We start from the raw sequence: 21,418 nt of genomic DNA, 5'->3' as shown, positions 1-21,418 counted from the left end.
AGACGATGAACATAGTCTAAATGTCGGGCTGTGCCACGGGTTGCGGACATCAGGAGGGGGCGACGTGACCTACGTGATCGCGGAGCCGTGCATTGACATCGTCGATCGGGCCTGCGTCGAGGAATGTCCGGTCGACTGCATCTACGAGGGTGACCGGGCGCTCTACATCCATCCTGACGAATGCGTGGACTGCGGCGCCTGTGAGCCGGTGTGCCCGGTGGAGGCGATCTACTACGAGGACGACCTACCCGACGAGTGGAGCGTCTTCACCGCGGACAATGCGCGGTTCTTCACCGATCCGCTTCCCGGCCATGAGACGCCGCTGGGCTCACCGGGCGGGGCGAGCAAGCTCGGTCGGATCGGGGTCGATACCGAACTGGTCGCGGGACATCCGCCCAAGGAACCCGAGTGAACGGCGCCCCGCACGCCTGGCGGATACCGGCACATCCGCGGACCTACCCCTTTCCCGACACATTGAACGCGGCCTACGTCTGCGTGGATCAATGGGTCGATCGAGGTCTGGGTGACCGGGTGGCGTACTACGTCCGGCCCGAGACTCCCCCGGCGCGGGAGGTGACGTTCGCCCAACTCCAGCGTCGGGTCGTGCGCTTCGCCAACGCTCTGCGCTCGCTCGGTGTCGACGCGGACAGCAGGGTCGGGATCTTCCTGCAACTCACCGTCGAACTGCCCATTGCCATGCTCGCGTGCGCCCGGCTCGCCGTGCCGTGTTCGGTGATCGTCGGGGACCGGCTCGACGAGACGGACTTCACCATCCTGGTCACGCAGGACGAGGTGGTCCGGGGCGGCCGGACGCGGCCGCGTAAGGCCGATGTCGACAAGACGCTCACGCGCGCCGGAACCCAGCCGCGCAGTCTCGTCGTGCTGCGTCGCTCCGGCGCGAGGGTGCCGATGCGGGCCGGTCGCGACGTGTACTGGCACGACCTGGTCGCCACGGTGCCCGATGATCCGAGATCCTGCCCGTGCCGGCCGCAGCACCCGCCGCACCCGGTATCGCGTCGGCGGTGCCGGTACATCCCCGACGCCGGCTGGGTCGTCGACCCCACCGATGGGATCTGCGGGCCGCTCGCCGAGGGCATGGCGTCGGTGCTGCACGAGGACGTGCCGCCCCACCCGGAACATGATCCGTGGGAGCGGGTCATCCGCGCGTGCGGCGTCAACACCCTGTACGCGTCCCCGCTCGGCGAGCCGAGGCAGGCCCGAGCGTGAACAGTCGGCCGCGCGGTGGGTGCGGCCCCGGGTTCGCCCTGACCGCACCCGCCGTGGGATCGGCTCAGAGCGTCGCGAGCACGGCGTCGGCGGCGCTCACCGACAACCCGACGCCGTCCGCCTCGACGAACAGGTCCTTCACCACGCCGTCCTCGAGGACGGCGGCGTAGCGCTTGGAACGGGTGCCCAGGCCGAAGCCGCTGGCGTCGAGTTCCATTCCCGCCGCCGCGGTGAACTGGCCGTTGCCGTCGCCGAGCATGAGGATCTTGTCACCGACGTCGCGGGCCTTGCCCCATGCGTCCAGGACGAAGGAATCGTTGACGGCGATGCAGGCGATCCGGTCGACGCCCTTGGCGAGCAGTTGGTCGGCCTGCAGAACGAAACCGGGCAGATGGTCATCGGAACACGTCGGGGTGAACGCGCCCGGCACGGCGAACAGCACCACGGTGCCCTTGCCGAGCACCTCGTCGCTCTCGACCGGCTGCGGGCCGCTGTCGGTCATCGTCGTGAGCGTCGCGAGGGGAATGCGGTCGCCGATGGACAAAGCCACTGGTCCTCCTGGTTGTCTCGGGTTCAACCCGTCGGTGCGCCGAATCGTCGTGGAGTGTGGCCGGACCCGTGTGACGGCGGGGACGACACCACGGCGCGTCGATCAGCTCGGCGCTCACGATGATCGTACTGCGCTGGGGCCGGTTCGGCCCGCGTGCTACGGCGCGGTGACGGTCGTGACCGTCAGCTGGGGGCCGGGTGGGTTGCCCGCACAGCCCGTTCCCGCCATGGGTACGAACATCGCGTGCGTCTCCCCCGGCGGGTAGACCCGCAGCCCGCGTACCGGCGTCGGCCCGCAGGCGGCGGCATCGAAGTTGGCCACCTGGACCATCTGCACCCCGGCGACCGCGGTCGTGCCCGGTTCGATCCGGACCTCGCCGCCGCGAGGTCCGCTGCGCTCGGCGGCGGGCCCGACCTGATGGCCATCGTCCCCGGCGACGTACGAGACGCCGGGGAAGCCGATCAGCGCGCAGGTGCGCGACCCCGTGTTGGTGAAGATCAACGTGCGGTGGACCGAACCTGCGGCCGCGTCCGGTTCGCCGAGGGTCAGCCCCAGCTCGGCGGCCGTGCAGGGCGGCGTGCCGGCCGCGGTGCCTGCGGGTCCGGGCGCCGGCGCCGGTGTCGGTCCCGGTGGCGGGGCCACCGCGGCCGGCGTGGTGGGCGGCGCCGCGCGGCCACCGCCCCCCTCCGTCCCGCTCGAACACGCGGTGAGCAGCGACACCCCGATCCCCACAATGAGCATCCCGATCCGCCCGCGCGTGGTCACCGTCACCCCTGTCCTCCCCGGATGTCACACGAGTTCTACCAAAACATCGGGAGCCAGGGCGGGCTCACCGCGTCAGCGAGCTCAGCGATGGATCAGGCCGGTCGTCACCGGGCCGTGGACCGGCACGCCGGTGCGCCGCAGCCATTCGTCCAGCGAGCGCTGCGCCGAGGGCAGGTCCGGCCTGCGTGATGGCTCGCTCCGCAACGCCGCCTTGAGCAGCGGCAGATGGGCGGACCGGCGCGGCAGATGGGTGAGCTTGGCCCCGGACGCGGCGGCGCGCAGTCCGGACACCGCGTCGGCGTGCGACCCGCGGGGCGGATGGCCGGTCAAGGCGAAGGAGAGCGTCGCGGCGAGCTGCCAGGAGTCCGACGCCGGGGTGGCCGGCCCGCCGCCTGCCACCTCCGGCGCGAGGAAGTCCGGCGTGCCCAGTACGAACCCGGTCGCGGTGAGCGTGACGTCGCCGCTGCGCCGAGCGATGCCGAAGTCGATCAGGTGGGCCCGTCCGTCCGGGTCGACGATCACGTTGGCCGGTTTGACATCGCGGTGCAGCACCCCGCGTTGGTGAGCCGCGTGCAGGGCGCCGGCGACGCCGGACCAGACCCGCGCGGCCGAGACATCGTCGAGCACGCCGCGCTCGTGCACCAGCTGGCTCAGCGACGAGCCGTCGACGTACTCCATCACGATGACGAGTCCCTCCAGCCCGTCCAGACCGGGGTCGCTGCTGGCGTGCACCAGATCGAAGATGCGGATGCAGTTGGGGTGACGGACCAGGGCCAGCGCCGCGGCCTCGCGACGGATGCGCTGCTCGGTGTCGGCGTCGGGGGCGTGTGCGGCCTTGAGCGCGACGGTCTGGCCGGACCGCGCGTCGTGGGCCAGCCACACCCGGCCGAAACCGCCGGCACCGAGCCTGCGGATCAGCCGGAAGCGGGCGCCGCCGACCGGGGCACCGGCCACGCGCTGGACGAGGGTGGGCGGGTGGGCGCGCAGCGGGGGCGGCGGGGTGGCCCCCGGCATCGGTCCCGGAGTCGCCGCCAGGAAGGCGGCGGATCCCGGCGGGGCACCAGCGGCGCGGTGCGGCAGTTCGACCACCGGCTCGGGTACGCGTCGGGCGAACCGCTCGGCGAGGCGGTCGGCGATTCTCGCTGCCCCGCCCGCGCCGGGGCGGGTGTGGATCGGTTGCCCCACCGGCGCCGGGGCCCGGGAGGTCGGCGGAGGCGCCAGCGAGCGCCGCACCACCTCCCTCGACGGTGCGCCGACCAGGGCGGTCAGCACGATGCCCAGCAGCGCCCCGGCCGCCACCCCGAGCCACAGATGCTGCGTGGCACCGGCCGGGGCATCGGCGGTGAACACCGCCAGGGCCAGCACCGGAAGCCAGAAGAAGCGGGCGGGCCAGCTCGGACCACGCCGCAGCGCGAGCCGGGCCTGAGCCGCGACGAGCAGCGCCGTGAACAGCGGAAGGGCCGCCAGCAGCAGCACGGCGGTGCCGAAGCGGATCGGCTGCATCGGGTCGAACGCGGCCGCGACCGTGCCTCGGCCGAGGTAGTCGTCCTGCGCCCCGACCAGGCATACCGACGAGCCCATGTCGCGCATGGCCGCCCGGCTCAGCCCCGGGACGCGCTCGCCCGCGGCGGCCGTCGCGAACACATTCCCGATCGCGATGAACGCGATCAGCGGCAACAGCCCGGCGGTCAGCACGCCGACGGACACCAGCCCGGTTCGGCCAAGAAGGCGATAGCGCGACCCGATCCGCTTGCGCCAGATCGCGACGCCCATGGTTCCGACCGTGGGCAACAGGCCGACGCCGATGCCGACCATGGAGGTGGCCCACGCCCAGCCCCCGGGGCAGATGTCGGCGAACAGTGGGCGCAGCTGGTTCAGCACCCCTGCCAGCAACGCGGTCAGCGCGTCCACGAGTCGTCGCCCTTCCCCCGATCGCCGCCTCCACTCTCGGAGCCTGACCGAGAGCGGCGGAGCCGGGACCCGGTCCGCACCGTTCCGGCGTGGGCCGGAACGCCTCGATGCCGGTCCCGCATCGAGAGTAGCCACCACGGCGGGGCCGGTGCCCGCCGTGGTGGGACTCGACGATACTTCCATCCCGGCAGGCCGCTCTCGTGAGAGATCGACCGGCGCCGGTGGGATCGGCTATGCGGACCGGACGAACTGCAGCCGCCATGCCTCGGGGCCGCGCTCGAGGTACTCGACCGCGAACGTCCCAGGGGTGCGCTTCTCGATCTGGGCCAGCAGCGGCAGCGGGTCGTGCGGCGCCACCAGCACCAGGCCGCCACCGCGGCGCACCCCGTCCAGCGCACCGAAGATCGTGGCGTGCCGGATGGCGTGCGGGATGGCGCGGGCGTCCAGCTCGGGGTAGCCCGGGCCGTCCACCTCACCGCAGCCGCAGTCGTGGCCGCCGTGGCCGCCGTGGTGGACCTCGGCCTGCGCACCGAGCAGCTCGCGCATCCCGGCGAGCAGTTCGGTCACGGACACGTCGTGCGCGGCGGCCAGGAGCGGAAGGATCTGCTCGTTCTCCTTGGTGAGGTGAACGCCGAACAGCACCCGCAGCGCGTGCGCCGCGGCACCGGCACGAAGCAGGTCAGAGGCGGTGGAGACGTCCTCGACCAGGCCGGTGATGACCCGGTGCTCGTCGAGCATCGCGTCGACGAGCAGCCTGCCCTGGACCGTCTTCCCGGCCGCGGGATACAGCGCCTTCTCCTCGGCGAGCGCATGCGGGACCAGCTCGCGGTTGCACCACCCGGCGAGATCCCGGCGTGCCTGCTCCGCCGCGCTCGCGTCCCCCCCGGCCAGCGAGGTGAGCAGGGCCTCGACCCGGATGTCGAGCGCACCGGCCAGTTCGGCGTGGTGCTGCTCCACCGCGGTGACGGCGGCCGCGTCGGCCTCGTTCGATGCGATGACGACGTTGTTCATGAGCTGCTGTCCTTCCAGTCGACACCGGATGCGGCCCACCTACCACGATGGCGGCGTCGCGAGCGATTTTACTACACTGAATTCCGTGGAAAATAATCCACCCATGAGCGCGGGCCCCATGAGCGCGGATCTCGGACCGCGGCCGGCCCACCCGACGGACCGGCCGCCGGCGCTGTCGGCGGCCAGAAGGACCGTTCTCGGGGCACTCGATGGCCAGCCGGAGCCGGTCTCGCTCGCCGCGCTCGCCGCGGTGACCGGCCTGCACGCCAACACGCTGCGCGAACATCTCGGCGCGCTCACCGAGGCCGGGCTGGTCCGGCGCGAGCGCGCGGCCGCTTCCGGGCGGGGGCGCCCGGCGTGGCTCTACAGCGCAGTCTCCGGCAAGGAGCTGCCCACCGGCGTCTCCGAGTACGCCGGTCTGGCCTCGGCGCTGGCCGAAGCCATCGAACGCACCAGCGACTCCCCTCGCGACGGAGTCGTCGCGGCCGTCGCGGCGGGACGCACCTGGGGCCGGCAGCTGGCGACGGACACCCCCCTCGACCCCGCCCGCCCCGGCCACGCCGGGGCCCGCCGACAGGTCGTGCGCCTGCTCGACCAGCTCGGGTTCGCGCCGCGACCCGATGCCCGCGACGCGATCGTCAAGCTCACCCGCTGTCCGCTGCTCGAGGCGGCGCATCGGCACCCCGAGATCGTCTGCGGGGTCCATCTGGGCATCATCCGCGGGGCGCTCGACGTGTACGGCGGTGATACCGACCGTGTCGAGCTGCTCGCGTTCCACGAACCGGGAGCCTGCCGGCTCGACCTGATGGCCCCCAGGGCCGAGGGCAGCGAGAACCGTCCGTGATCGACGACCGTCCTTCGCCTCGGCCGGGAACCGCCCTGCCGTGGCGGCGAGCGGGCTTCCTGCTGCCCGCGGGCCTGGCGTTGCTCGCCGGACTCGATGCCGCTGTGCTGCTGCTCGGCCTTCCCGCCCCGGTCACCACCGACCGCCTGCCGGCCGTGCACGGGATGCTCCTGGTGCTCGGGTTCGTCGGCACGCTGGTCGCGCTGGAACGCGCTGTGGCAGGCGCGCACCCCGCGGGTTTCACCGCCGCGCTGGCGCTCGGGATCGGCGGGGTGCTGCTGCTGTCCCCGGCCCCGATCATCGCGGGCCGCGTGGCCCTGTGCGTCGGCTCCCTCGCCCTGATCGGGACCTACGTTCCGCTGTGGCGCAGGCAGCGCGACGACGCGGTCCTGGTGCAGGCGTTCGGCGCGGTCCTGGCGGCCGGAGCGGCACTGCTCTGGCTCGCCGACGTCGAGGTGGCGGTGCTGCTGCCCTGGCTGGTGGGGTTCGTGGTCCTCACCATCGGCGGTGAGCGACTCGAACTCGCCCGGCTGGCGATGGGGCCGCGGGCCGCCGCGGGTTTCCTCGCGGTGAGCGTGGTCCTGGTGGGCGGAATCGTCGCGACGCTGCTGTGGCCCCCGGTCGGCTATCCCCTGCTGGGCTGTGCGCTGCTGGCCGTGGTGGCCTGGCTCGGGGCGCACGACGTCGCACGCCGCACGATCACCTCCACCGGGCTGCCCAGGTTCATCGCCGGATGCCTTCTGGCCGGCTATGGCTGGCTCGGGGTGGCCGGCGCCATCTGGCTCGTCGGTGGGGCCGCGCCGGACGGGGCGCGTTACGACGCGGTGGTCCATGCCGTGTTTCTCGGCTTCACGATCTCGATGATCATGGCGCACGCCCCGGTGATCCTTCCCGCGGTGCTGCGCAGGCCGCTGCCCTACCACCCGGTGATGCTCGTGCCCGCCGTCCTGCTGCACCTGTCGCTGGTCGTGCGGTTATGGGCCGGAGATGCCTTCGGGATCCGTCCGGCCTGGCAGGCCGGTGGCCTGCTCAACGTCACCGCGCTGCTGCTGTTCGTCGCGGTCGCCATCTGGTCCGCGCTGCGTACGGCGGGGCGGGAAGGTGGAGGATGAGAGGCGGGTTCTGGCCGCTGCGTGACATCCCGGCCGTGTTCTGGCTGGTGGCGCTGCTCGTCGTGACCCTGGTGCACCCGTTCGTCGCCGCCTCCGGGTGGCTGATGATCCACTTGCTGCTGCTCGGCGCGGTGACCCACTCGATCGTGGTGTGGAGCAACCATTTCACCGAGACGCTGCTGCACGCCCCGCCCGATCCGGCGCAGCGACGCCGACAGTCGAGGCGGCTGGCGCTGCTCAACGTCGCGGTGGCCGTGGTGGTGGCTGGGATCGTGAGCGGAGCCTGGTGGCTGACCCTGGCCGGTGCCTGCCTGGTCGCCGGCGCCATCCTGTGGCACGGGGCCGCGTTGATCCACCGGCTGCGCCGGGCGCTGCCGTCCCGGTTCCGCCCGCTGGTGCGCTACTACGTCGTCGCCGCACTGTGTCTGCCGATCGGCGCCGGTCTCGGGACGACGGCGGCGTACCGGCTGACCGGCCCGCTGCACGAGCGCGTCGTGCTGGCACACCTGGTGATCAACGTGCTCGGCTGGATCGGGCTTTCCGTCGTCGGAACCCTGGTCACCCTGTGGCCGACGATGCTGCGGACCCGCATCTCCGAGCGCGCCGAGCGTGACGCCCGCCGGGCGCTTCCGGTGCTGGCCGGGGCCCTCGTCGTGACGGCGGCGGGCGCGGTGTCGGGGCTCGTCCTGCTCGCCGCGGCCGGCCTGCTGGGCTACCTCGGTGGGCTGGCGCTGGTCGCTCCCGGGTTCATCGCGGCCGCCCGGGCCAAACCGCCCGCGGCCTACCCGACCTGGTCGGTGCTCGCGGCCGTGGTCTGGCTCGCCGGGTCCCTGCTCGCGCTGACGGTGACCGTGGCGTCGGCACCGTCGTGGACCGACGTCGGTGCCCGGCTGGACTGGCTGGCGGTGCCGCTGGCGGTCGGGTTCGGGGCCCAGGTTCTGCTCGGGGCGCTGTCCTACCTGATCCCCGTGGTGCTCGGCGGCGGACCCGCGGTGGTGCGGGCGGTCAACGCCGAGTTCGAGCGAGCGGGCGCGCTGCGGATCACGATGATCAACGGTGGCCTGCTCGTCTGCGTGCTGCCGGTGCCGAGCGTGGTGCGGGTGCTGTGCTCGGTGCTTGTCCTGGCCGGATTGGCCGCGTTCCTGCCGCTGATGTTCCGCGGGATGCGGGCAGCGCGCCGGGTCAAGGCGAACCCACCACCGCCACCTCGCCGTACGGACCAGGCCCGACCCGCGGCGGCCCGCGGCGGGCGCGGCGGCGTGGCCGCCGGGCTCACCGCCGTGGTGCTGGCGGTCGCGGCGGGAGTCGCGGCCGATCCCGCCGCCCTCGGCGGCACCGGTCGGGCCGCCTCCGCGGTCCCGGCCAGCGGCGAGACGACCCGGGTCGAGGTGACGGCGCACGACATGCGGTTCACCCCGTCGCGGATCGAGGTGCCCGCGGGCAACCGGCTCGTCCTCGAACTCACCAACACCGACGACCGAGAGGTGCACGACCTGGTGCTCGAGACCGGCCGGCGCTCGGGCCGGCTGGCCCCCGGTGCCTCCGCAACCGTCGATGCCGGCGTGATCAGCGGCAGCGTCGCGGGCTGGTGTTCCGTGGTGGGACACCGCCAGCTGGGGATGGTGCTCGACATCGTGGTCGCCGGAGCGGGCGCTGGACCGGACACCACCGCACATCACGACCCGGCGGGCGCTCCGCCGGCCGCGACACGTGCCGGCAGCGCGGCCGCCGACCTGGACTTCATGGCCGACCCCGGCCCGGACTTCACCGCGCACGACCCCGCGTTGCCGCCGCTGACCGCGGGCACCGTCCACCGGCACAGGTTCACCGTGCAGGAGCTGGACCGCGACGTCGCGCCGGGCGTCTCGCAGCGCCTCTGGACGTTCGGCGGGACGGCACCGGGACCGACCCTGCACGGCAGGGTCGGGGACGTCTTCGAAATCACCCTGACCAACGACGGCAGCAGCGGCCATTCGATCGACTTCCACGCCGGCAGCCTCGCCCCCGACCGGCCGATGCGCACGATCAAGCCCGGTGAGTCCCTGGTCTACCGGTTCACGGCGAACCGGGCGGGGATCTGGATGTACCACTGCTCGACGATGCCGATGTCGGCCCACATCGCCAACGGGATGTTCGGCGCGGTCGTGATCGACCCGCCGGACCTGCCGCCGGTCGACCACAGTTATGTGCTCGTGCAGTCCGAGCTGTACCTCGGCCCGCAGCACGGCACCGTCGACGTCGACGCGCTGCGGGCCGAGCGCCCCGACGCGGTCGTGTTCAACGGCTACGCCAACCAGTACGACCACCGGCCGCTCACCGCCCGGGTGGGCGAACGGGTGCGAATCTGGGTCCTGGCCGCCGGACCCAACCGGCCTGCTGCGTTCCACGTCGTGGGCGGCCAGTTCGACACGGTGTACGCCGAGGGCGCCTACCGGCTGCGACCCGATGGGGGCGCGGGCGGCAGCCAGACCTTGGGCCTCGCCCCCGCTCAGGGCGGGTTCGTGGAGCTCGTTTTTCCCGAGGCGGGACGCTACCCGTTCGTCACGCACGCCATGATCGACGCCGAACGCGGCGCGCACGGGATCATCGACGTCACCGGCTAGCGCGCCACGGAGCCACGACGTGGCTCGGCCCCGGCACCGGCGATGCTCGGCAACCAGGTCAGAAGGTGTCCTGCTCGTCGATGAGCAATGCCTCCAGGGCGGGCAGCGCCTCCCGCAGCGTCGCGCGCTGGTCCTCGCTGAGCCTGCTCAACCGACGGGCGACGAGTGCGGTGCGGTGGCTTCGGACCGTTGCGAGTGCCGCGGCACCACTGTCCGACAACGTGATCCGAACGCCACGGGCGTCCTGGGGGTCGACTTCGCGCACCACGAACCCCTGCTCGTCCAGGGCCGCCAGCACCCGGCTCATGGTCGGGGCACTGACGGCCTCGCGACGGGCCAGCTCCGACAGCCGCAGGGGCCCGTGCTGCTCAACGGTGACGAGCGTGGAGAGCTGAAGCGGTGGGATGGACTCCCGGCCGTCGATGCGGATGCGCCGGTGCAGTCGTCCGACGGCCAGCCGCAGCCGGGCGGCGAGCTCGACCTGGGCCTCGTCCATCTCGGGTGCGCCCGGGCCCCGGACGGGACCCGCGGGCGCGGGCGGTGCGGCGCTCATGGATCCATGTTGCCAGCCGGCATCCGCCCCGATAGGGCGACCCCCGCGCATCGGCCGAGGTCAGGCCTTCACACCTTGCGCAGCCGGATGCCGGTGACGCTGTGGTCGCCGCCCTTGCGCAGCAGCAGGCTGGCGCGGCTCCGGGTCGGCCGGATGTTCTGCTCCAGGTTCGGGCCGTTGATCTGCGCCCAGATCCCCTCGGCGTGCGCGATCGCCTCCTGCTCGTTCAGTGCCGCATAGCGACGGAAGTAGGACGCCGGGTCGCGGAATGCGGTCTCGCGCAGCCGCAGGAACCGCTCCACATACCACCGGCGGATATCGTCGGTGGCGGCGTCGACGTACACCGAGAAGTCGATGAAGTCGCTGACGGTCAACGCGGCCCCACCCGCGCGGTCCGGCTGCGCGGGCTGCAGCACATTGAGCCCCTCCAGCAGGAGGATGTCGGGTCGCCGCACGATGTACCGCCCACCGGGCACGATGTCGTAGACCAGATGCGAGTACACCGGCACGGTGATCTCCGGGCGGCCCGCCTTGACCTCGGTGATGAACTTCAGCAACGCACGACGGTCGTATGACTCGGGGAAACCCTTGCGTTTCATCAGCCCGCGCCGCTCCAGCTCGGCGTTCGGGTAGAGGAAGCCGTCGGTCGTCACGAGTTCGACCCGGGGATGCTGCGGCCAGCGCGCGAGCAACAGCCGCAGGAGCCGGGCGGTGGTGGACTTGCCGACCGACACCGAACCCGCGATGCCGATCACGAACGGTGTCCGTGCGCTGTGAGCTCCCAGGAACGTCCGATATGCCCGATAGAGGCGCCCACCCTCCTGCACGTGCAGGGTGAGCAGCCGCGACAACGGCAGATAGACCTCGCGCACCTCGTCCAGGTCGACGGCGTCGCCGAGGCTGCGGACCCGCTCGAGCTCCGCGGCGCTGAGCGGCAGCGGGCTCGCGGCCCCCAACCGAGCCCAGGAGGCACGGTCGAAGTCGACGAACGGCGAGGCCGAGCAGCTGCGCACCGCGGCGGGCCGGGTCATCTGCATCGTCCTCATCGCGCCATCCTCACTGCGCCGCTGCCGCGCCGTCCGCGCCGGGCGTCCAGAACGGGTTCCGGAAAACCGGACTTCGCTGCCAACCTAAACGCTGGACGGCCACCGAGCGGCCGTGACATGAATCGCACCTGCGAGGGCGGGGCCGGGTGCGGAACCGGTGCCACGTCCTGCCCCGATTGGACGGTGGACCCTAAAATGGCCGTCGGGTGGCCTGCGGTCCCACCGAGGTTGCCGCCGGCGGCCGTGACCGCAGCATCCGTTCGAGGAGCATCAGTGCCTACCGCCCAGCCCGCGGAACCGGGCTGCAGTATCCAGCCGGGTCCCCGGACCCGGCGTCCCGTTCCGCGTCCGACGACCGCAGGGCCCCCCACTCGTGGCGGTGGCCGGTGAGCGTGTTGCTCTCGCTGCTCGGCCTGGTCGCGGTTGTCGCTCTCACCCTGGGCACCGCCGTCTCGGTCGCCTCGGAGTTCTCCCTCACCGCTCTGGAACGCAGCCAGGTGGACGCCCATGTCGCCGAGGTCGGTGACCGCCGGTCCCGGATCGTGCAGCGGGCTCACCGATCGCTGTCGTTCCAGCTCTCCGGCAGCCAGCTCGGTATCACCGTGACCACGCTGGCCACCGGTTATGTCGCCGAACCCGCGATCGCCGAGCTCATCCGGCCGGGGCTGGACGCCCTCGGGCTGCCCGGAGCGGCCGGCACCGCGACCGTCCTCGCCCTCGTCGTGGCGACCACGTTGTCGATGGTCTTCGGGGAGCTGGTCCCCAAGAACCTCGCGATCGCCCGGCCGCTGCAGACGGCGCGGGCCGTGGTCTGGCTGCAGCACGGGTTCGCCAGCACGTTCCGGTGGGTGATCCACGCCCTCAACTCCGCGGCCAACAGCATCGTCCGCAAGCTCGGCATCGAGCCCGCCGAGGAGCTGCGGTCCGCGCGCTCGCCGCAGGAGCTCAGCTCGCTGGTCCGCGCCAGCGCCCGCCACGGCACGCTCGACCAGGGCACCGCGACCCTGCTCGACCGGTCGCTACGGTTCACCGAGCGGATCGCCGAGGACCTGATGACCCCGCGGGTCCGGATGGTCTCGCTCGACGCGGACGACACCGTCGCCGAGCTCATCCGGCTGTCGCGCACCACCGGAATCTCCCGGTTCCCGGTGCACAACGCCGATCCCGACGCCGTACTCGGCCTGGTGCACGTGAAACAGGCGTTCGGGATACCGGCGGCCGAACGGGCGACCACCCCGGTGCGTGAGCTCGTCCAGGAGGCGCCGACGGTCCCCGAGTCGCTCGATGGCGACGCGCTGCTCACCCGGTTGCGCGGGTCCGGCCTGCAGATGGCCATCGTCGTCGACGAGTACGGAGGAACCGCGGGCATCGTGACCCTGGAGGATCTGGTCGAGGAGATCGTCGGTGATGTCCGTGACGAGCACGACCGGACCGAGCAGGCCCGGGTGCGCCCACTGGGTCGGGACTCGTGGCTCGTCTCGGGGCTGTTGCGAACCGATGAGGTCACCGAGGCGACCGGGTTCATGGCCCCGGAGGGGGACTACGAGACCCTCGCCGGACTTGTGCTCTCGCAGCTGGGCCGGATCCCCGATGTCGGGGACGACCTCGTCGTCAACGGCTGGCGGCTGACCGTGATGCGCCGCGACCGCAACCGAGTCGCCGAGCTGCGGGTGGCCCGGCTCGACCCGGTCGGCGCCGTCGTCGGCGACCCGGGGACGGAGCACACCCATGGGTAGCGACCTGCTCGCGCTGCTGGCCGCCGTCCTGCTGCTGGTGGCGAACGCCTACTTCGTCGGGGCGGAGTTCGCGCTGATCTCCGCGCGCCGCGACAGGTTGGAGGCGATGGCCGACGCGGGGAACTCCGCAGCGCGCACCGCGCTGCGAGCCAGCGCCGACCTGTCCCGGATGCTCGCCGCTTCCCAGCTCGGCATCACGATCGCGTCGCTGCTGCTGGGCCGGATCGGCGAACCAGCGGTGGCCCACCTCATCGAACGGCCGTTCGAACTGGCCGGGCTGCCCGGGCCGCTGCTGCACCCGATCGCGTTCGCGCTGTCGCTGGCGGTGGTCGTCATGGCGCACATGCTGCTCGGCGAGATGGTGCCGAAGAACATCGCGATTGCGGGGCCGGAGCGAGTCGCGGTCCTGCTGGTACCGACGTTCCTGGCGTTCACCACGATGATGTCTCCGGTGATCGGGCTGTTCAACTGGATGGCCAACAGCGTGTTGCGGCTGGCGCGCATCGAACCGCGTGACGAGCTCGAAACGGCCTTCACCAGCGGGGAGCTGTCGGAGATGATCGCCGACTCGCGCCGGGAGGGGCTGCTCGACGACGAGGAGTCCAGCCGGCTGGCCCGCACGTTGCGGTCCGCCGAGGCCACCGTCGCCGACGTGCTCGTACCCTTGGACGAGCTGATCACCTTGCCGCCGCGACCGACCGTCGGGGACGTCGCCCATGCCGTCGCCCAGACCGGGTTCTCGCGGTTCCCGCTGCGCGAGAACGGCCGACTGATCGGATACCTGCACGTCAAGGACATTCTCGACGTCGTCGACGACCCTTCGGCCGCCGTGCCGCCGACCCGGGTGCGCGGGCTCCCCGAGGTCCCGTCCGACGCCCGGCTCGATGAGGCGCTGGCCGCCTTGCGCAGCTCCCGCGCCCATCTGGCGCGGGCGGTGACCGGCCGCGGCGAGACGGTCGGACTCGTCACGATGGAGGACATGCTGGAGCGCTATGTGGGCACGGTCCGCGACAGCACCCACGCCGCACCCAGCCCGTGACCTGACATCAGCCCCCGTGAGTGCGTAACAGTGTTCTCACACTGTTACGCACTCACAACCCCCACTCACCTGGGCGTATCCGACCTGCGACCGAAGGCGCGGTACCGTCAGCGGGTGGTAGCGGGACCCGGACTGGCACGACGGTCGCTCCGCCATCTCGACGAACCGGAGTGGCGCTCGCGGGCAGCGGCGCACCGCTGCCGGGTGGCACGGTGGACCGTTCCGCACCGGGAGCGGCGCCGTCGCGGCGAGGCGCATCCGGTCCTGGACTTCCTGTTCACCTACTACTCGCTACGCCCCGCCCAGCTGGAACGATGGCATCCCGGCCCCGGCATCGTGCTGCGCGGCCCGAGCGCGGCGGACTTCCTCGGGCAGGCCGGCTACCGGCGCCACGCCGATGGGGTAACCCTCGATCTGGCGGCCCTGCCCGATCGGCTGCGCTCGACCGCGGACTTCGTCGGCGCTCTGCTGGCCGCGACGGTCGAGCGTGCGCCGCAGCTCGGCTGCTTCGGCCTACACGAGTGGGCGATGGTGTACCGCACCGAAACCCCCCGCCACGCGGCGGTGCCGCTGCGGCTCGGCGCGGAGGGCACCGACGCCGTCGTCGAGTCGCTCTCCGTGCGGTGCACCCACTTCGACGCGTTCCGCTTCTTCACCCCAGCTGCCCGTCCGCGCAACGCCGTCTCGCCACGGCGCGAGGACCAGATCCACCTCGAGCAACCGGGCTGCCTGCACGCCACCATGGATCTCTACAAATGGGCGTACAAGCTGGGCCCGGCGTGCCCGTCGGAGCTCCTCGCGGACTGTTTCGAGCTGGCCGTCGCGGTGCGCGAACTCGATATGCGCGCCAGCCCGTACGACCTGGCCGACCTCGGCTTCGCACCGGTCCGGATCGAGACTCCCGCCGGACGGGCCGAGTACGCCCGCGCCCAAGCGGGGTTCGCCGAACGCGCCGCACCCCTGCGGGCGCGGCTGCTCGCGCTGTGCCGCCAGGTCAGCGACGCCGTTTCACCGCAGCGGTCCGGCGAGCGCTTCCGCGCAGATCGGCGGGACTCGTGAGTGCGGAACGGTGTTCAGACACCGTTCCGCACTCACAGGCAACGCAGTTGCAGGTTGCGGTCGCCGTAGGCCCCGTCGATCCGCCGGACCGGCGGCCAGATCTTCCGACCGTGCACCCCTGAGGTAACGCCCGCGGGATAGGCAGCAAGCTCCCTCGGGTACGGGTGGTCCCACTTGTCCACCAGACACGCCACCGTGTGTGGAGCCCCGCGCAACGGGTTGTCCTCCACCGGCCACTCCCCCGCCGCGACCCGGTCGATCTCGCCCTTGATACCGATCATGGCGTCGATGAAGCGGTCGAGCTCGGCGAGATCCTCACTCTCGGTCGGTTCCACCATCAGCGTTCCGGGGACCGGGAACGACATGGTCGGTGCGTGCAGGCCGTAGTCGGTCAGCCGCTTGGCCACGTCATCGACCGTGACACCGGTGGCCTTGGTGATACCGCGCAGGTCCAGGATGCACTCGTGGGCGACGAACCCGTTCTCCCCGACGAAGAGCACCGGGTAGTACTCGCGCAGCCGCGCCGCCACATAGTTCGCGGCCGCCACCGCGCACAGCGTGGCCCGGCGCAGCCCGTCGTCCCCCATCATCCGCAGGTACGCCCAGGAGATCGGCAGCACTCCGGGGCTCCCGTACGGCGCCGCGGACACCGGGCCGACGATCCCGCGGCCGGGCAGGTACGGCACCAGATGCTCGGCGACCGCGACCGGGCCCACCCCGGGGCCGCCTCCGCCATGGGGAATGCAGAAGGTCTTGTGCAGGTTCAGGTGGCTCACATCACCCCCGAACGCTCCCGGTCTCGCCAGCCCGACCAGGGCATTGAGGTTCGCGCCATCGACATAGACCTGGCCGCCGGCCGCGTGCACCGCGTCGCAGACCTCGCGGACCGCGGATTCGTACACCCCGTGCGTCGACGGGTAGGTGATCATCAGGGCGGCCAGCACGGAGCGATGCTCGTCGATCTTCGTGTGCAGGTCATCGAGATCGACGTTGCCCGCCGCGTCGGTCCCCACCACGACCACCCGCAGCCCGGCCATCACGGCCGACGCGGCGTTGGTGCCGTGGGCACTGGCCGGGATGAGGCAGACATCGCGGTGCGCCTCGCCTCGGGCGCGGTGGTACGCCGCGATGGCCAGCAGCCCGGCGAACTCCCCCTGGCTGCCCGCGTTCGGCTGCACGGACACCGCGGCGTAGCCGGTGAGCTCGGCCAGCCAGCGCTCGAGCTGGGTGATGAGCTCCCGCGTCCCGGTCGCGTCGGCCTCCGGAGCGAACGGATGCAGCTCGGCGAACTCCGGCCAGCTGATCGGCTCCATCTCGGCGGTCGCGTTCAGCTTCATCGTGCAGGAACCGAGCGGGATCATCGTCCGGTCCAACGCGAAGTCGGCGTCGGCGAGCCGACGCAGCCAGCGCATCAACGCGGTCTCGCTGCGGTGCTCGTGGAACACCGGATGGGTCAGGTACGGCGACTCCCGCAGCAACGTGCCGGGCAGCGCGTCCCCGGTTGCCTCGTCGAGCGCCTCGACGTTCTCGACACCGGCCCCGAACGCCGCCCACACCGCCTTCAGGTGCGCGACGGTCGTCAGCTCGGAGCAGGCGACGCCGACGACGTCATCGGACACCAGACGCAGCGCGATCCCCGCCTCGTGGGCCGCGGAGACGATCTCGCCCGCCCGCCCGGGAACCCGGGCCAGCACGGTGTCGAAGTAGGCATCGTGCACGATCTCGGCACCGCCGCCGCGCAACCCGGCAGCCAGTACCGCAGCCATCCGGTGAACCCGGCGCGCGATCCGGCGAAGCCCGTCGGGCCCGTGGTAGACCGCGTAGCAGGCCGCGACGACCGCGAGCAGGACCTGAGCGGTACAGATGTTGCTGGTGGCCTTCTCGCGGCGGATGTGCTGTTCGCGGGTCTGCAACGCCAGCCGCAGCGCCGGGCTGCCGTCGATGTCGCGGGACAACCCGACCAGCCGACCGGGCAGCTGACGAGCCAGTCCTTGCTGCACCGCGAGGTATCCGGCGTGCGGGCCGCCGTAACCCAGTGGCACGCCGAAGCGCTGGGTCGAGCCGAGCGCGACGTCGGCGCCGAGCTCGCCGGGTGCGCGCAGCAACGTCAGCGCGAGCAGGTCGGCCGCGACGGCGACCAGGGCCCCGCGCTGGTGGGCGGCCTCGACCAGGGGCCCGGGATCGGCGACGGAGCCCGATGCGCCGGGATAGCTGAGCAGCAGGCCGAAGAACTCACCGTCGGGTAGCCCGTCTCCCAGGTCATGAACGACGAGCTCGATCCCGAGCGGCTCGGCGCGGGTGCGGAGCACCGCAAGGGTCTGCGGCACGGTGTCGGCGTCGACCACGAACCGGGGGCTGGCGGACCTGCCGGCGCGCCGCAGCAGCGCCATCGCCTCGGCGGCGGCGGTCGCCTCGTCGAGCAGCGACGCTCCGGCCACCGGCAACCCGGTCAGATCGGAGACCATGGTCTGGAACGCCAGCAGCACCTCGAGCCTGCCCTGGCTGATCTCCGGCTGGTAGGGCGTGTAGGCGGTGTACCACGCCGGGTTCTCCAGCACATGCCTGCGGATCACCGGCGGCGTCCGGGTTCCGGAATAGCCGAGCCCGATCATCGGGACGGTGACGGTATTGCGCTGGGCCAGAACGCGCAGCTCGGCAAGCATCTCGTCCTCGGACGCCGGCGCGGGAAGCGACGACGGGACCGGTTCGCGATCGCGGATCGAAGCGGGTACGGCCCGATCCGCCAGCTCCTCGAGCGAGGCCACGCCGATGACCGCGAGCATCCGCTCGAGCTCGTCGGCGCGCGGCCCGATGTGACGATGCTCGAACGGGAGGCCCCGTTCGAGCGCGGCCAGCGACTCACGGGGATGCAAACGGGGCTCGGTGTTCATCGGGTCGACCTCCGGGAACGCAGGCACTCGGGGTTACCCTCCCCCTCTGTCGATACCCCGCAATCGGAGTGCCTGAGAGATTCACCCGGCGCGCGGCGTGCCTGGCCCGGCTTTCCCCGTCGGCGGACGACCGCCGCGGGCGGCGACCGTCACTTTCCAGAGGCGTCTCCACCACGCGGTCCTTCCTGCCTGAGAGGTTCCGGGGAGGAGTTGCTCCTTCGGCGCCCGGTTGTCCGGGTCTCTCCCGCGCGGGTTCGGCGACTACGTGGGCGAGCTTAGCCGTAACTGGCCTGCGGCGGGCGATCGGTCGTGAGGCGGCCCGGCGGCATCATCCGGGCGCGCTGTGCGGTACCGGATCGGAACGGTGGTCACGGCGCGGGCACGCGAGCCGGACTCAGCGACGGAGCGTGGATCAACTGATGGCGCGGCGGGCGCGGCGGCGCGAGAGCTCGTCCTCCGGGGCGTCATCGACCGTGCCCCCGTCGACGCGTTCGGTCGGAAAGTCCTTGATGGACCCGCTGATCTCGCGCATCGCCCCGGACACGGCGATGCCGAACACGCCCTGGCCACCCTGTAACAGGTCGACCACCTCCTCCGGTGAGGAGCACTCGTAGACGGTCGTCCCGTCGCTGAACAGCGTGATACCGGCCAGGTCCCGGATCCCGCGGCGGCGCAGGTGCTCGACCGCCACCCGGATGTTCTGCAGCGAGACGCCGGCGTCGAGCAGTCGTTTGACGACCTTCAGGACCAGCACGTCCTTGAAGGAGTAGAGCCGCTGGCTGCCGGATCCCGCAGCTCCCCTGATCGACGGGGCGACCAGCCCCGTGCGCGCCCAGTAGTCGAGCTGACGGTACGTGATGCCCACGATCTGGCAGGCCGTCGGCCCGCGAAAACCGACCAGCTGATCGGGCAGACCGTCGAGCCCGTCGCCGAGCAGCGGATCGGGGAAGAGCTCACCCTGCTCAGGCCCGTGGGGCGGCGACGCATCCACGGCACTCCCTCCCGCCGGGCCAAGCGCCTGCGGCGCGCTCGTCCCGCTGATCAGCTCGATGATGCTGACGGTAAGCGGGCACGAGCGGCCGGTCAATGTGCCGCGCCGACGCCGGTCACCCGCCGCGGGTGACAACCCGCCCTCCGGTGTGCCCTGTCGGTCTGTGGATCTCGCCGTCAGCCCGCCTCGGAACCTGCCGAGGACGTCCCCGTGGACGTCGGCACCGTCCCCGATTCGCGGCCGGTGGCAGCAGCGGCTCGATCCACGCCCAGGCCTTCTCGGTCGGTCCTGGCGGCCCACCGTCCGACAATGATCAACTATCGCAGGTCCCAACCCCTACCGGGCTCGCCCTAACCGGGCTGGGCGCCGCGGAAGTCCTCCGGGGACACCGAGTCGAGGAACTCCCGGAACTTCTCGACCTCGTCCTCCTGCTCATCGGGGATCACGAGTCCCGCCTCGGAGAGCACGCTCTCCGCCGCGTGAATCGGTACCCCGACCCGCAGGGCCAACGCCACCGAGTCGCTCGGTCGCGCGGACACCGTGATCCCGCCGTCGAAGATCAGCTCGGCGTAGAAGGTGCCCTCCTGCAGATCCGTGATCCGAACCTGCTCCAAGCGGCGCCCGAGCGCGCTGATCACGTCCTTCAACAGATCGTGGGTCAGCGGTCGGGCGGGCTTGACACCCTGCTGCTCCAGCGCGATGGCGGTGGCCTCCACCGATCCGATCCAGATCGGCAGGTACCGGTCTCCGTTCGTCTCCCGCAACAGGAGGATGGGCTGGTTCGCGGGCAGTTCGACCCTGACACCCACGACGCGCATCTCACTCATGTGCGCCCTCCTCACCCATCGTGCGTCCGCACACCGTTCGATTGCCGGAACCGCGTGACTCCGGTGTACCGCCCGGCGTTGACGCCCCCGACGCTACACGGGCGATCCCTGCCGCGCGCGCCTCCGGACGGGCAGTTCGCGGCCAAATCACAGTCGCGCTCAGCGGTGACCTGCACCCGTTCCGCGTGGCCCGGTCAGGAAGACGAGCCGGAACTTGCCGATCTGCACCTCGTCTCCGTTCGCGAGAACCGCGGTGTCGACCGGTTCCCGGTTGACATAGGTGCCGTTGAGACTTCCCACATCGACGACGACGAACTCCCCTCCGTCGCGGCGGAACTCCGCGTGACGCCGGGAGACGGTGACATCGTCCAGGAAGATGTCGCTGTCGGGGTGGCGACCCGCGCTGGTCGTCGACCGGTCGAGCAGGAAACGGGAACCGGCATTCGGACCGCGTTTGACCACCAGCAGCGCGGAGCCCGGGGGCAGCGCGTCGACGCCGGAGACCTGCTGCTCCGGCGCCGCCCGCTCAGCGTCGGCGAGGAAGTCCGCCCGGAAGACCGACGTGGTTTCCGGAGCACGCTCCGGCGGCACGCCGGGCCCGTCGTTCGTGGTCACCTCGGGGTCTCCTCCTGGGGTGTGTGGTTGGACGGCCCGGTCCTCTCCGCGCCACCAGACAAACCTACCGTGCGCGCCAGGATCATGACCCTTCGGTCAGCTGCTGATAGGCCGCCGCGTCGAGCAGATCATCCAGCGAGGCGGAAGCGCCCTCGGCGAGCTTGAGCTCGATCATCCAGCCGGCCTCATACGGCCCTGAGTTGATCAGCTCCGGGCTGCCTTCCAACGCCTCGTTCACGGCGACGACCTCGCCGGGAAGGGGAGCGTAGATATCGGAAACCGACTTGGTGGACTCGACCTCGCCGAGCACGTCACCGGCGGCGAAGGTCTCTCCGACGGCGGGTAGCTGGACGAACACGACATCGCCGAGCTGCTGCTGCGCGTAGTCGGTGATGCCGACGCGGACGACTCGGTCGCCCAGCTCTCGGACCCACTCGTGGGCATCGGTGTAGCGGAGGTCCTCGGGGATCACGCGGGGCAGCCTAGCCCTCACCGTCTGGTGGCTGCCTCGGGGTCGAGGGCCCGGGCCGCCGCCTCAGAGAGTGTTGGGGAACCCGGGAGATCAGTCCTGATGCTCGTCTGCTAGGCGGCGGGCGGCCTCGGTCTCGATCGGTCCTTGAGGTTCCAGGTCCTCGCCT

At 71.8% G+C, this 21,418-nt stretch carries 19 protein-coding genes and 1 riboswitch; of the genes, 8 read left to right on the top strand and 11 right to left on the bottom strand.

The window, feature by feature from the left end; all coding sequences use genetic code 11:
- Window positions 1-64: 64 nt before the first annotated feature.
- Both fdxA and ACFQE5_RS20110 read left to right on the top strand, forming a co-directional pair.
- Window positions 65-412: a ferredoxin gene (fdxA, locus tag ACFQE5_RS20115; RefSeq protein ID WP_379587233.1), complete on the top strand. Its 348-nt coding sequence runs from the start codon at window positions 65-67 to the stop codon at window positions 410-412.
- On the top strand, window positions 409-1,227 hold the full coding sequence (locus tag ACFQE5_RS20110) for an AMP-binding protein (protein ID WP_379587232.1): 819 nt from the start codon (window positions 409-411) through the stop codon (window positions 1,225-1,227). Before fdxA ends, ACFQE5_RS20110 begins: the two co-directional genes overlap by 4 nt.
- 64 nt (window positions 1,228-1,291) lie before the next feature.
- On the opposite strand, the gene ACFQE5_RS20105 is transcribed toward ACFQE5_RS20110, so the two are convergent.
- From ACFQE5_RS20105 to ACFQE5_RS20090, 4 genes are all read right to left on the bottom strand, one after another.
- A complete protein-coding gene (locus tag ACFQE5_RS20105) occupies window positions 1,292-1,777 on the bottom strand; it encodes a peroxiredoxin (protein ID WP_379587230.1) in 486 nt (161 codons plus the stop codon).
- A gap of 156 nt (window positions 1,778-1,933) precedes the next feature.
- On the bottom strand, window positions 1,934-2,548 hold the full coding sequence (locus tag ACFQE5_RS20100) for a DUF4232 domain-containing protein (RefSeq protein WP_379587228.1): 615 nt from the start codon (window positions 2,546-2,548) through the stop codon (window positions 1,934-1,936).
- Between the two features lie 75 nt (window positions 2,549-2,623).
- A complete protein-coding gene (locus tag ACFQE5_RS20095) occupies window positions 2,624-4,453 on the bottom strand; it encodes a serine/threonine-protein kinase (RefSeq protein WP_379587226.1) in 1,830 nt (609 codons plus the stop codon).
- Window positions 4,454-4,684: 231 nt separating this feature from the next.
- Entirely contained in the window at window positions 4,685-5,464 is a 780-nt protein-coding gene (locus tag ACFQE5_RS20090) for a DUF2249 domain-containing protein (protein WP_379587225.1), read from the bottom strand.
- Window positions 5,465-5,567: 103 nt separating this feature from the next.
- Here ACFQE5_RS20090 and ACFQE5_RS20085 point away from each other — a divergent pair, with 103 nt between their 5' ends.
- Genes ACFQE5_RS20085 through ACFQE5_RS20075 form a run of 3 tightly spaced genes read left to right on the top strand, consistent with a single transcriptional unit; the run spans window position 5,568 to window position 10,023 of the window.
- Window positions 5,568-6,308 carry a helix-turn-helix transcriptional regulator gene (locus ACFQE5_RS20085; protein ID WP_379587223.1) on the top strand — a complete coding sequence of 247 codons (741 nt, stop codon included), beginning with the start codon at window positions 5,568-5,570 and terminating at the stop codon, window positions 6,306-6,308.
- Window positions 6,305-7,420 carry a hypothetical protein gene (locus tag ACFQE5_RS20080; protein WP_379587221.1) on the top strand — a complete coding sequence of 372 codons (1,116 nt, stop codon included), beginning with the start codon at window positions 6,305-6,307 and terminating at the stop codon, window positions 7,418-7,420. The genes ACFQE5_RS20085 and ACFQE5_RS20080 overlap by 4 nt, the downstream gene beginning before the upstream one ends.
- Complete coding sequence (locus tag ACFQE5_RS20075; protein ID WP_379587219.1) at window positions 7,417-10,023, top strand: multicopper oxidase domain-containing protein; 2,607 nt, start codon at window positions 7,417-7,419, stop codon at window positions 10,021-10,023. The genes ACFQE5_RS20080 and ACFQE5_RS20075 overlap by 4 nt, the downstream gene beginning before the upstream one ends.
- Window positions 10,024-10,081: 58 nt before the next feature.
- Here ACFQE5_RS20075 and ACFQE5_RS20070 read toward each other — a convergent pair whose 3' ends face one another.
- Together ACFQE5_RS20070 and coaA are read right to left on the bottom strand one after the other, a co-directional pair.
- On the bottom strand, window positions 10,082-10,576 hold the full coding sequence (locus ACFQE5_RS20070) for a MarR family winged helix-turn-helix transcriptional regulator (RefSeq protein ID WP_379587217.1): 495 nt from the start codon (window positions 10,574-10,576) through the stop codon (window positions 10,082-10,084).
- 68 nt (window positions 10,577-10,644) lie between these two features.
- Window positions 10,645-11,622, bottom strand: a complete 978-nt coding sequence (gene coaA, locus ACFQE5_RS20065) for a type I pantothenate kinase (RefSeq protein WP_379587215.1) — start codon at window positions 11,620-11,622, stop codon at window positions 10,645-10,647.
- A 386-nt stretch (window positions 11,623-12,008) separates the two neighbouring features.
- Here coaA and ACFQE5_RS20060 point away from each other — a divergent pair, with 386 nt between their 5' ends.
- The 3 genes from ACFQE5_RS20060 (at window position 12,009) to ACFQE5_RS20050 (ending at window position 15,456) form a co-directional block, all read left to right on the top strand.
- Entirely contained in the window at window positions 12,009-13,358 is a 1,350-nt protein-coding gene (locus ACFQE5_RS20060) for a hemolysin family protein (RefSeq protein WP_379587214.1), read from the top strand.
- Window positions 13,351-14,397 (top strand): hemolysin family protein, encoded by a 1,047-nt coding sequence (locus ACFQE5_RS20055; protein WP_379587212.1) that lies wholly within the window; start codon window positions 13,351-13,353, stop codon window positions 14,395-14,397. Before ACFQE5_RS20060 ends, ACFQE5_RS20055 begins: the two co-directional genes overlap by 8 nt.
- A gap of 114 nt (window positions 14,398-14,511) precedes the next feature.
- The gene (locus ACFQE5_RS20050; protein ID WP_379587210.1) at window positions 14,512-15,456 is read left to right on the top strand and encodes a 3-methyladenine DNA glycosylase; all 945 of its coding nucleotides are present in this window, start codon (window positions 14,512-14,514) and stop codon (window positions 15,454-15,456) included.
- A gap of 32 nt (window positions 15,457-15,488) precedes the next feature.
- On the opposite strand, the gene gcvP is transcribed toward ACFQE5_RS20050, so the two are convergent.
- The 5 genes from gcvP to gcvH all read right to left on the bottom strand — a co-directional run bounded on the left by gcvP (window position 15,489) and on the right by gcvH (window position 21,252).
- A complete protein-coding gene (gene gcvP / locus ACFQE5_RS20045) occupies window positions 15,489-18,347 on the bottom strand; it encodes an aminomethyl-transferring glycine dehydrogenase (RefSeq protein WP_379587209.1) in 2,859 nt (952 codons plus the stop codon).
- Between the two features lie 166 nt (window positions 18,348-18,513).
- Window positions 18,514-18,604: riboswitch (glycine riboswitch) on the bottom strand.
- Between the two features lie 155 nt (window positions 18,605-18,759).
- Window positions 18,760-19,338 carry a MerR family transcriptional regulator gene (locus ACFQE5_RS20040; protein ID WP_379587207.1) on the bottom strand — a complete coding sequence of 193 codons (579 nt, stop codon included), beginning with the start codon at window positions 19,336-19,338 and terminating at the stop codon, window positions 18,760-18,762.
- A 350-nt stretch (window positions 19,339-19,688) separates the two neighbouring features.
- A complete protein-coding gene (locus ACFQE5_RS20035) occupies window positions 19,689-20,165 on the bottom strand; it encodes a bifunctional nuclease family protein (RefSeq protein WP_379587205.1) in 477 nt (158 codons plus the stop codon).
- Between the two features lie 159 nt (window positions 20,166-20,324).
- Window positions 20,325-20,780 carry a glycogen accumulation regulator GarA gene (garA, locus tag ACFQE5_RS20030; RefSeq protein ID WP_379587203.1) on the bottom strand — a complete coding sequence of 152 codons (456 nt, stop codon included), beginning with the start codon at window positions 20,778-20,780 and terminating at the stop codon, window positions 20,325-20,327.
- Window positions 20,781-20,862: 82 nt separating this feature from the next.
- Entirely contained in the window at window positions 20,863-21,252 is a 390-nt protein-coding gene (gene gcvH / locus ACFQE5_RS20025) for a glycine cleavage system protein GcvH (protein ID WP_379587201.1), read from the bottom strand.
- Window positions 21,253-21,418: the final 166 nt, after the last annotated feature.

This window comes from Pseudonocardia hispaniensis (genome assembly GCF_042658695.1).
Lineage (GTDB): Bacteria > Actinomycetota > Actinomycetes > Mycobacteriales > Pseudonocardiaceae > Pseudonocardia > Pseudonocardia hispaniensis.
This window is presented reverse-complemented; position numbering and strand designations above follow the sequence as displayed.

Excerpts from the sequence above, each read along its gene's own strand:
- ACFQE5_RS20090 (WP_379587225.1), bottom strand. The coding sequence starts at position 5,464 with ATGAACAACGTCGTCATCGCATCGAACGAGGCCGACGCGGCCGCCGTC.
- ACFQE5_RS20085 (WP_379587223.1), top strand. The coding sequence starts at position 5,568 with ATGAGCGCGGGCCCCATGAGCGCGGATCTCGGACCGCGGCCGGCCCAC.
- ACFQE5_RS20075 (WP_379587219.1), top strand. The coding sequence starts at position 7,417 with ATGAGAGGCGGGTTCTGGCCGCTGCGTGACATCCCGGCCGTGTTCTGG.
- ACFQE5_RS20070 (WP_379587217.1), bottom strand. The coding sequence starts at position 10,576 with ATGAGCGCCGCACCGCCCGCGCCCGCGGGTCCCGTCCGGGGCCCGGGC.
- coaA (WP_379587215.1), bottom strand. The coding sequence starts at position 11,622 with ATGAGGACGATGCAGATGACCCGGCCCGCCGCGGTGCGCAGCTGCTCG.
- ACFQE5_RS20055 (WP_379587212.1), top strand. The coding sequence starts at position 13,351 with ATGGGTAGCGACCTGCTCGCGCTGCTGGCCGCCGTCCTGCTGCTGGTG.
- gcvP (WP_379587209.1), bottom strand. The coding sequence starts at position 18,347 with ATGAACACCGAGCCCCGTTTGCATCCCCGTGAGTCGCTGGCCGCGCTC.
- ACFQE5_RS20035 (WP_379587205.1), bottom strand. The coding sequence starts at position 20,165 with ATGAGTGAGATGCGCGTCGTGGGTGTCAGGGTCGAACTGCCCGCGAAC.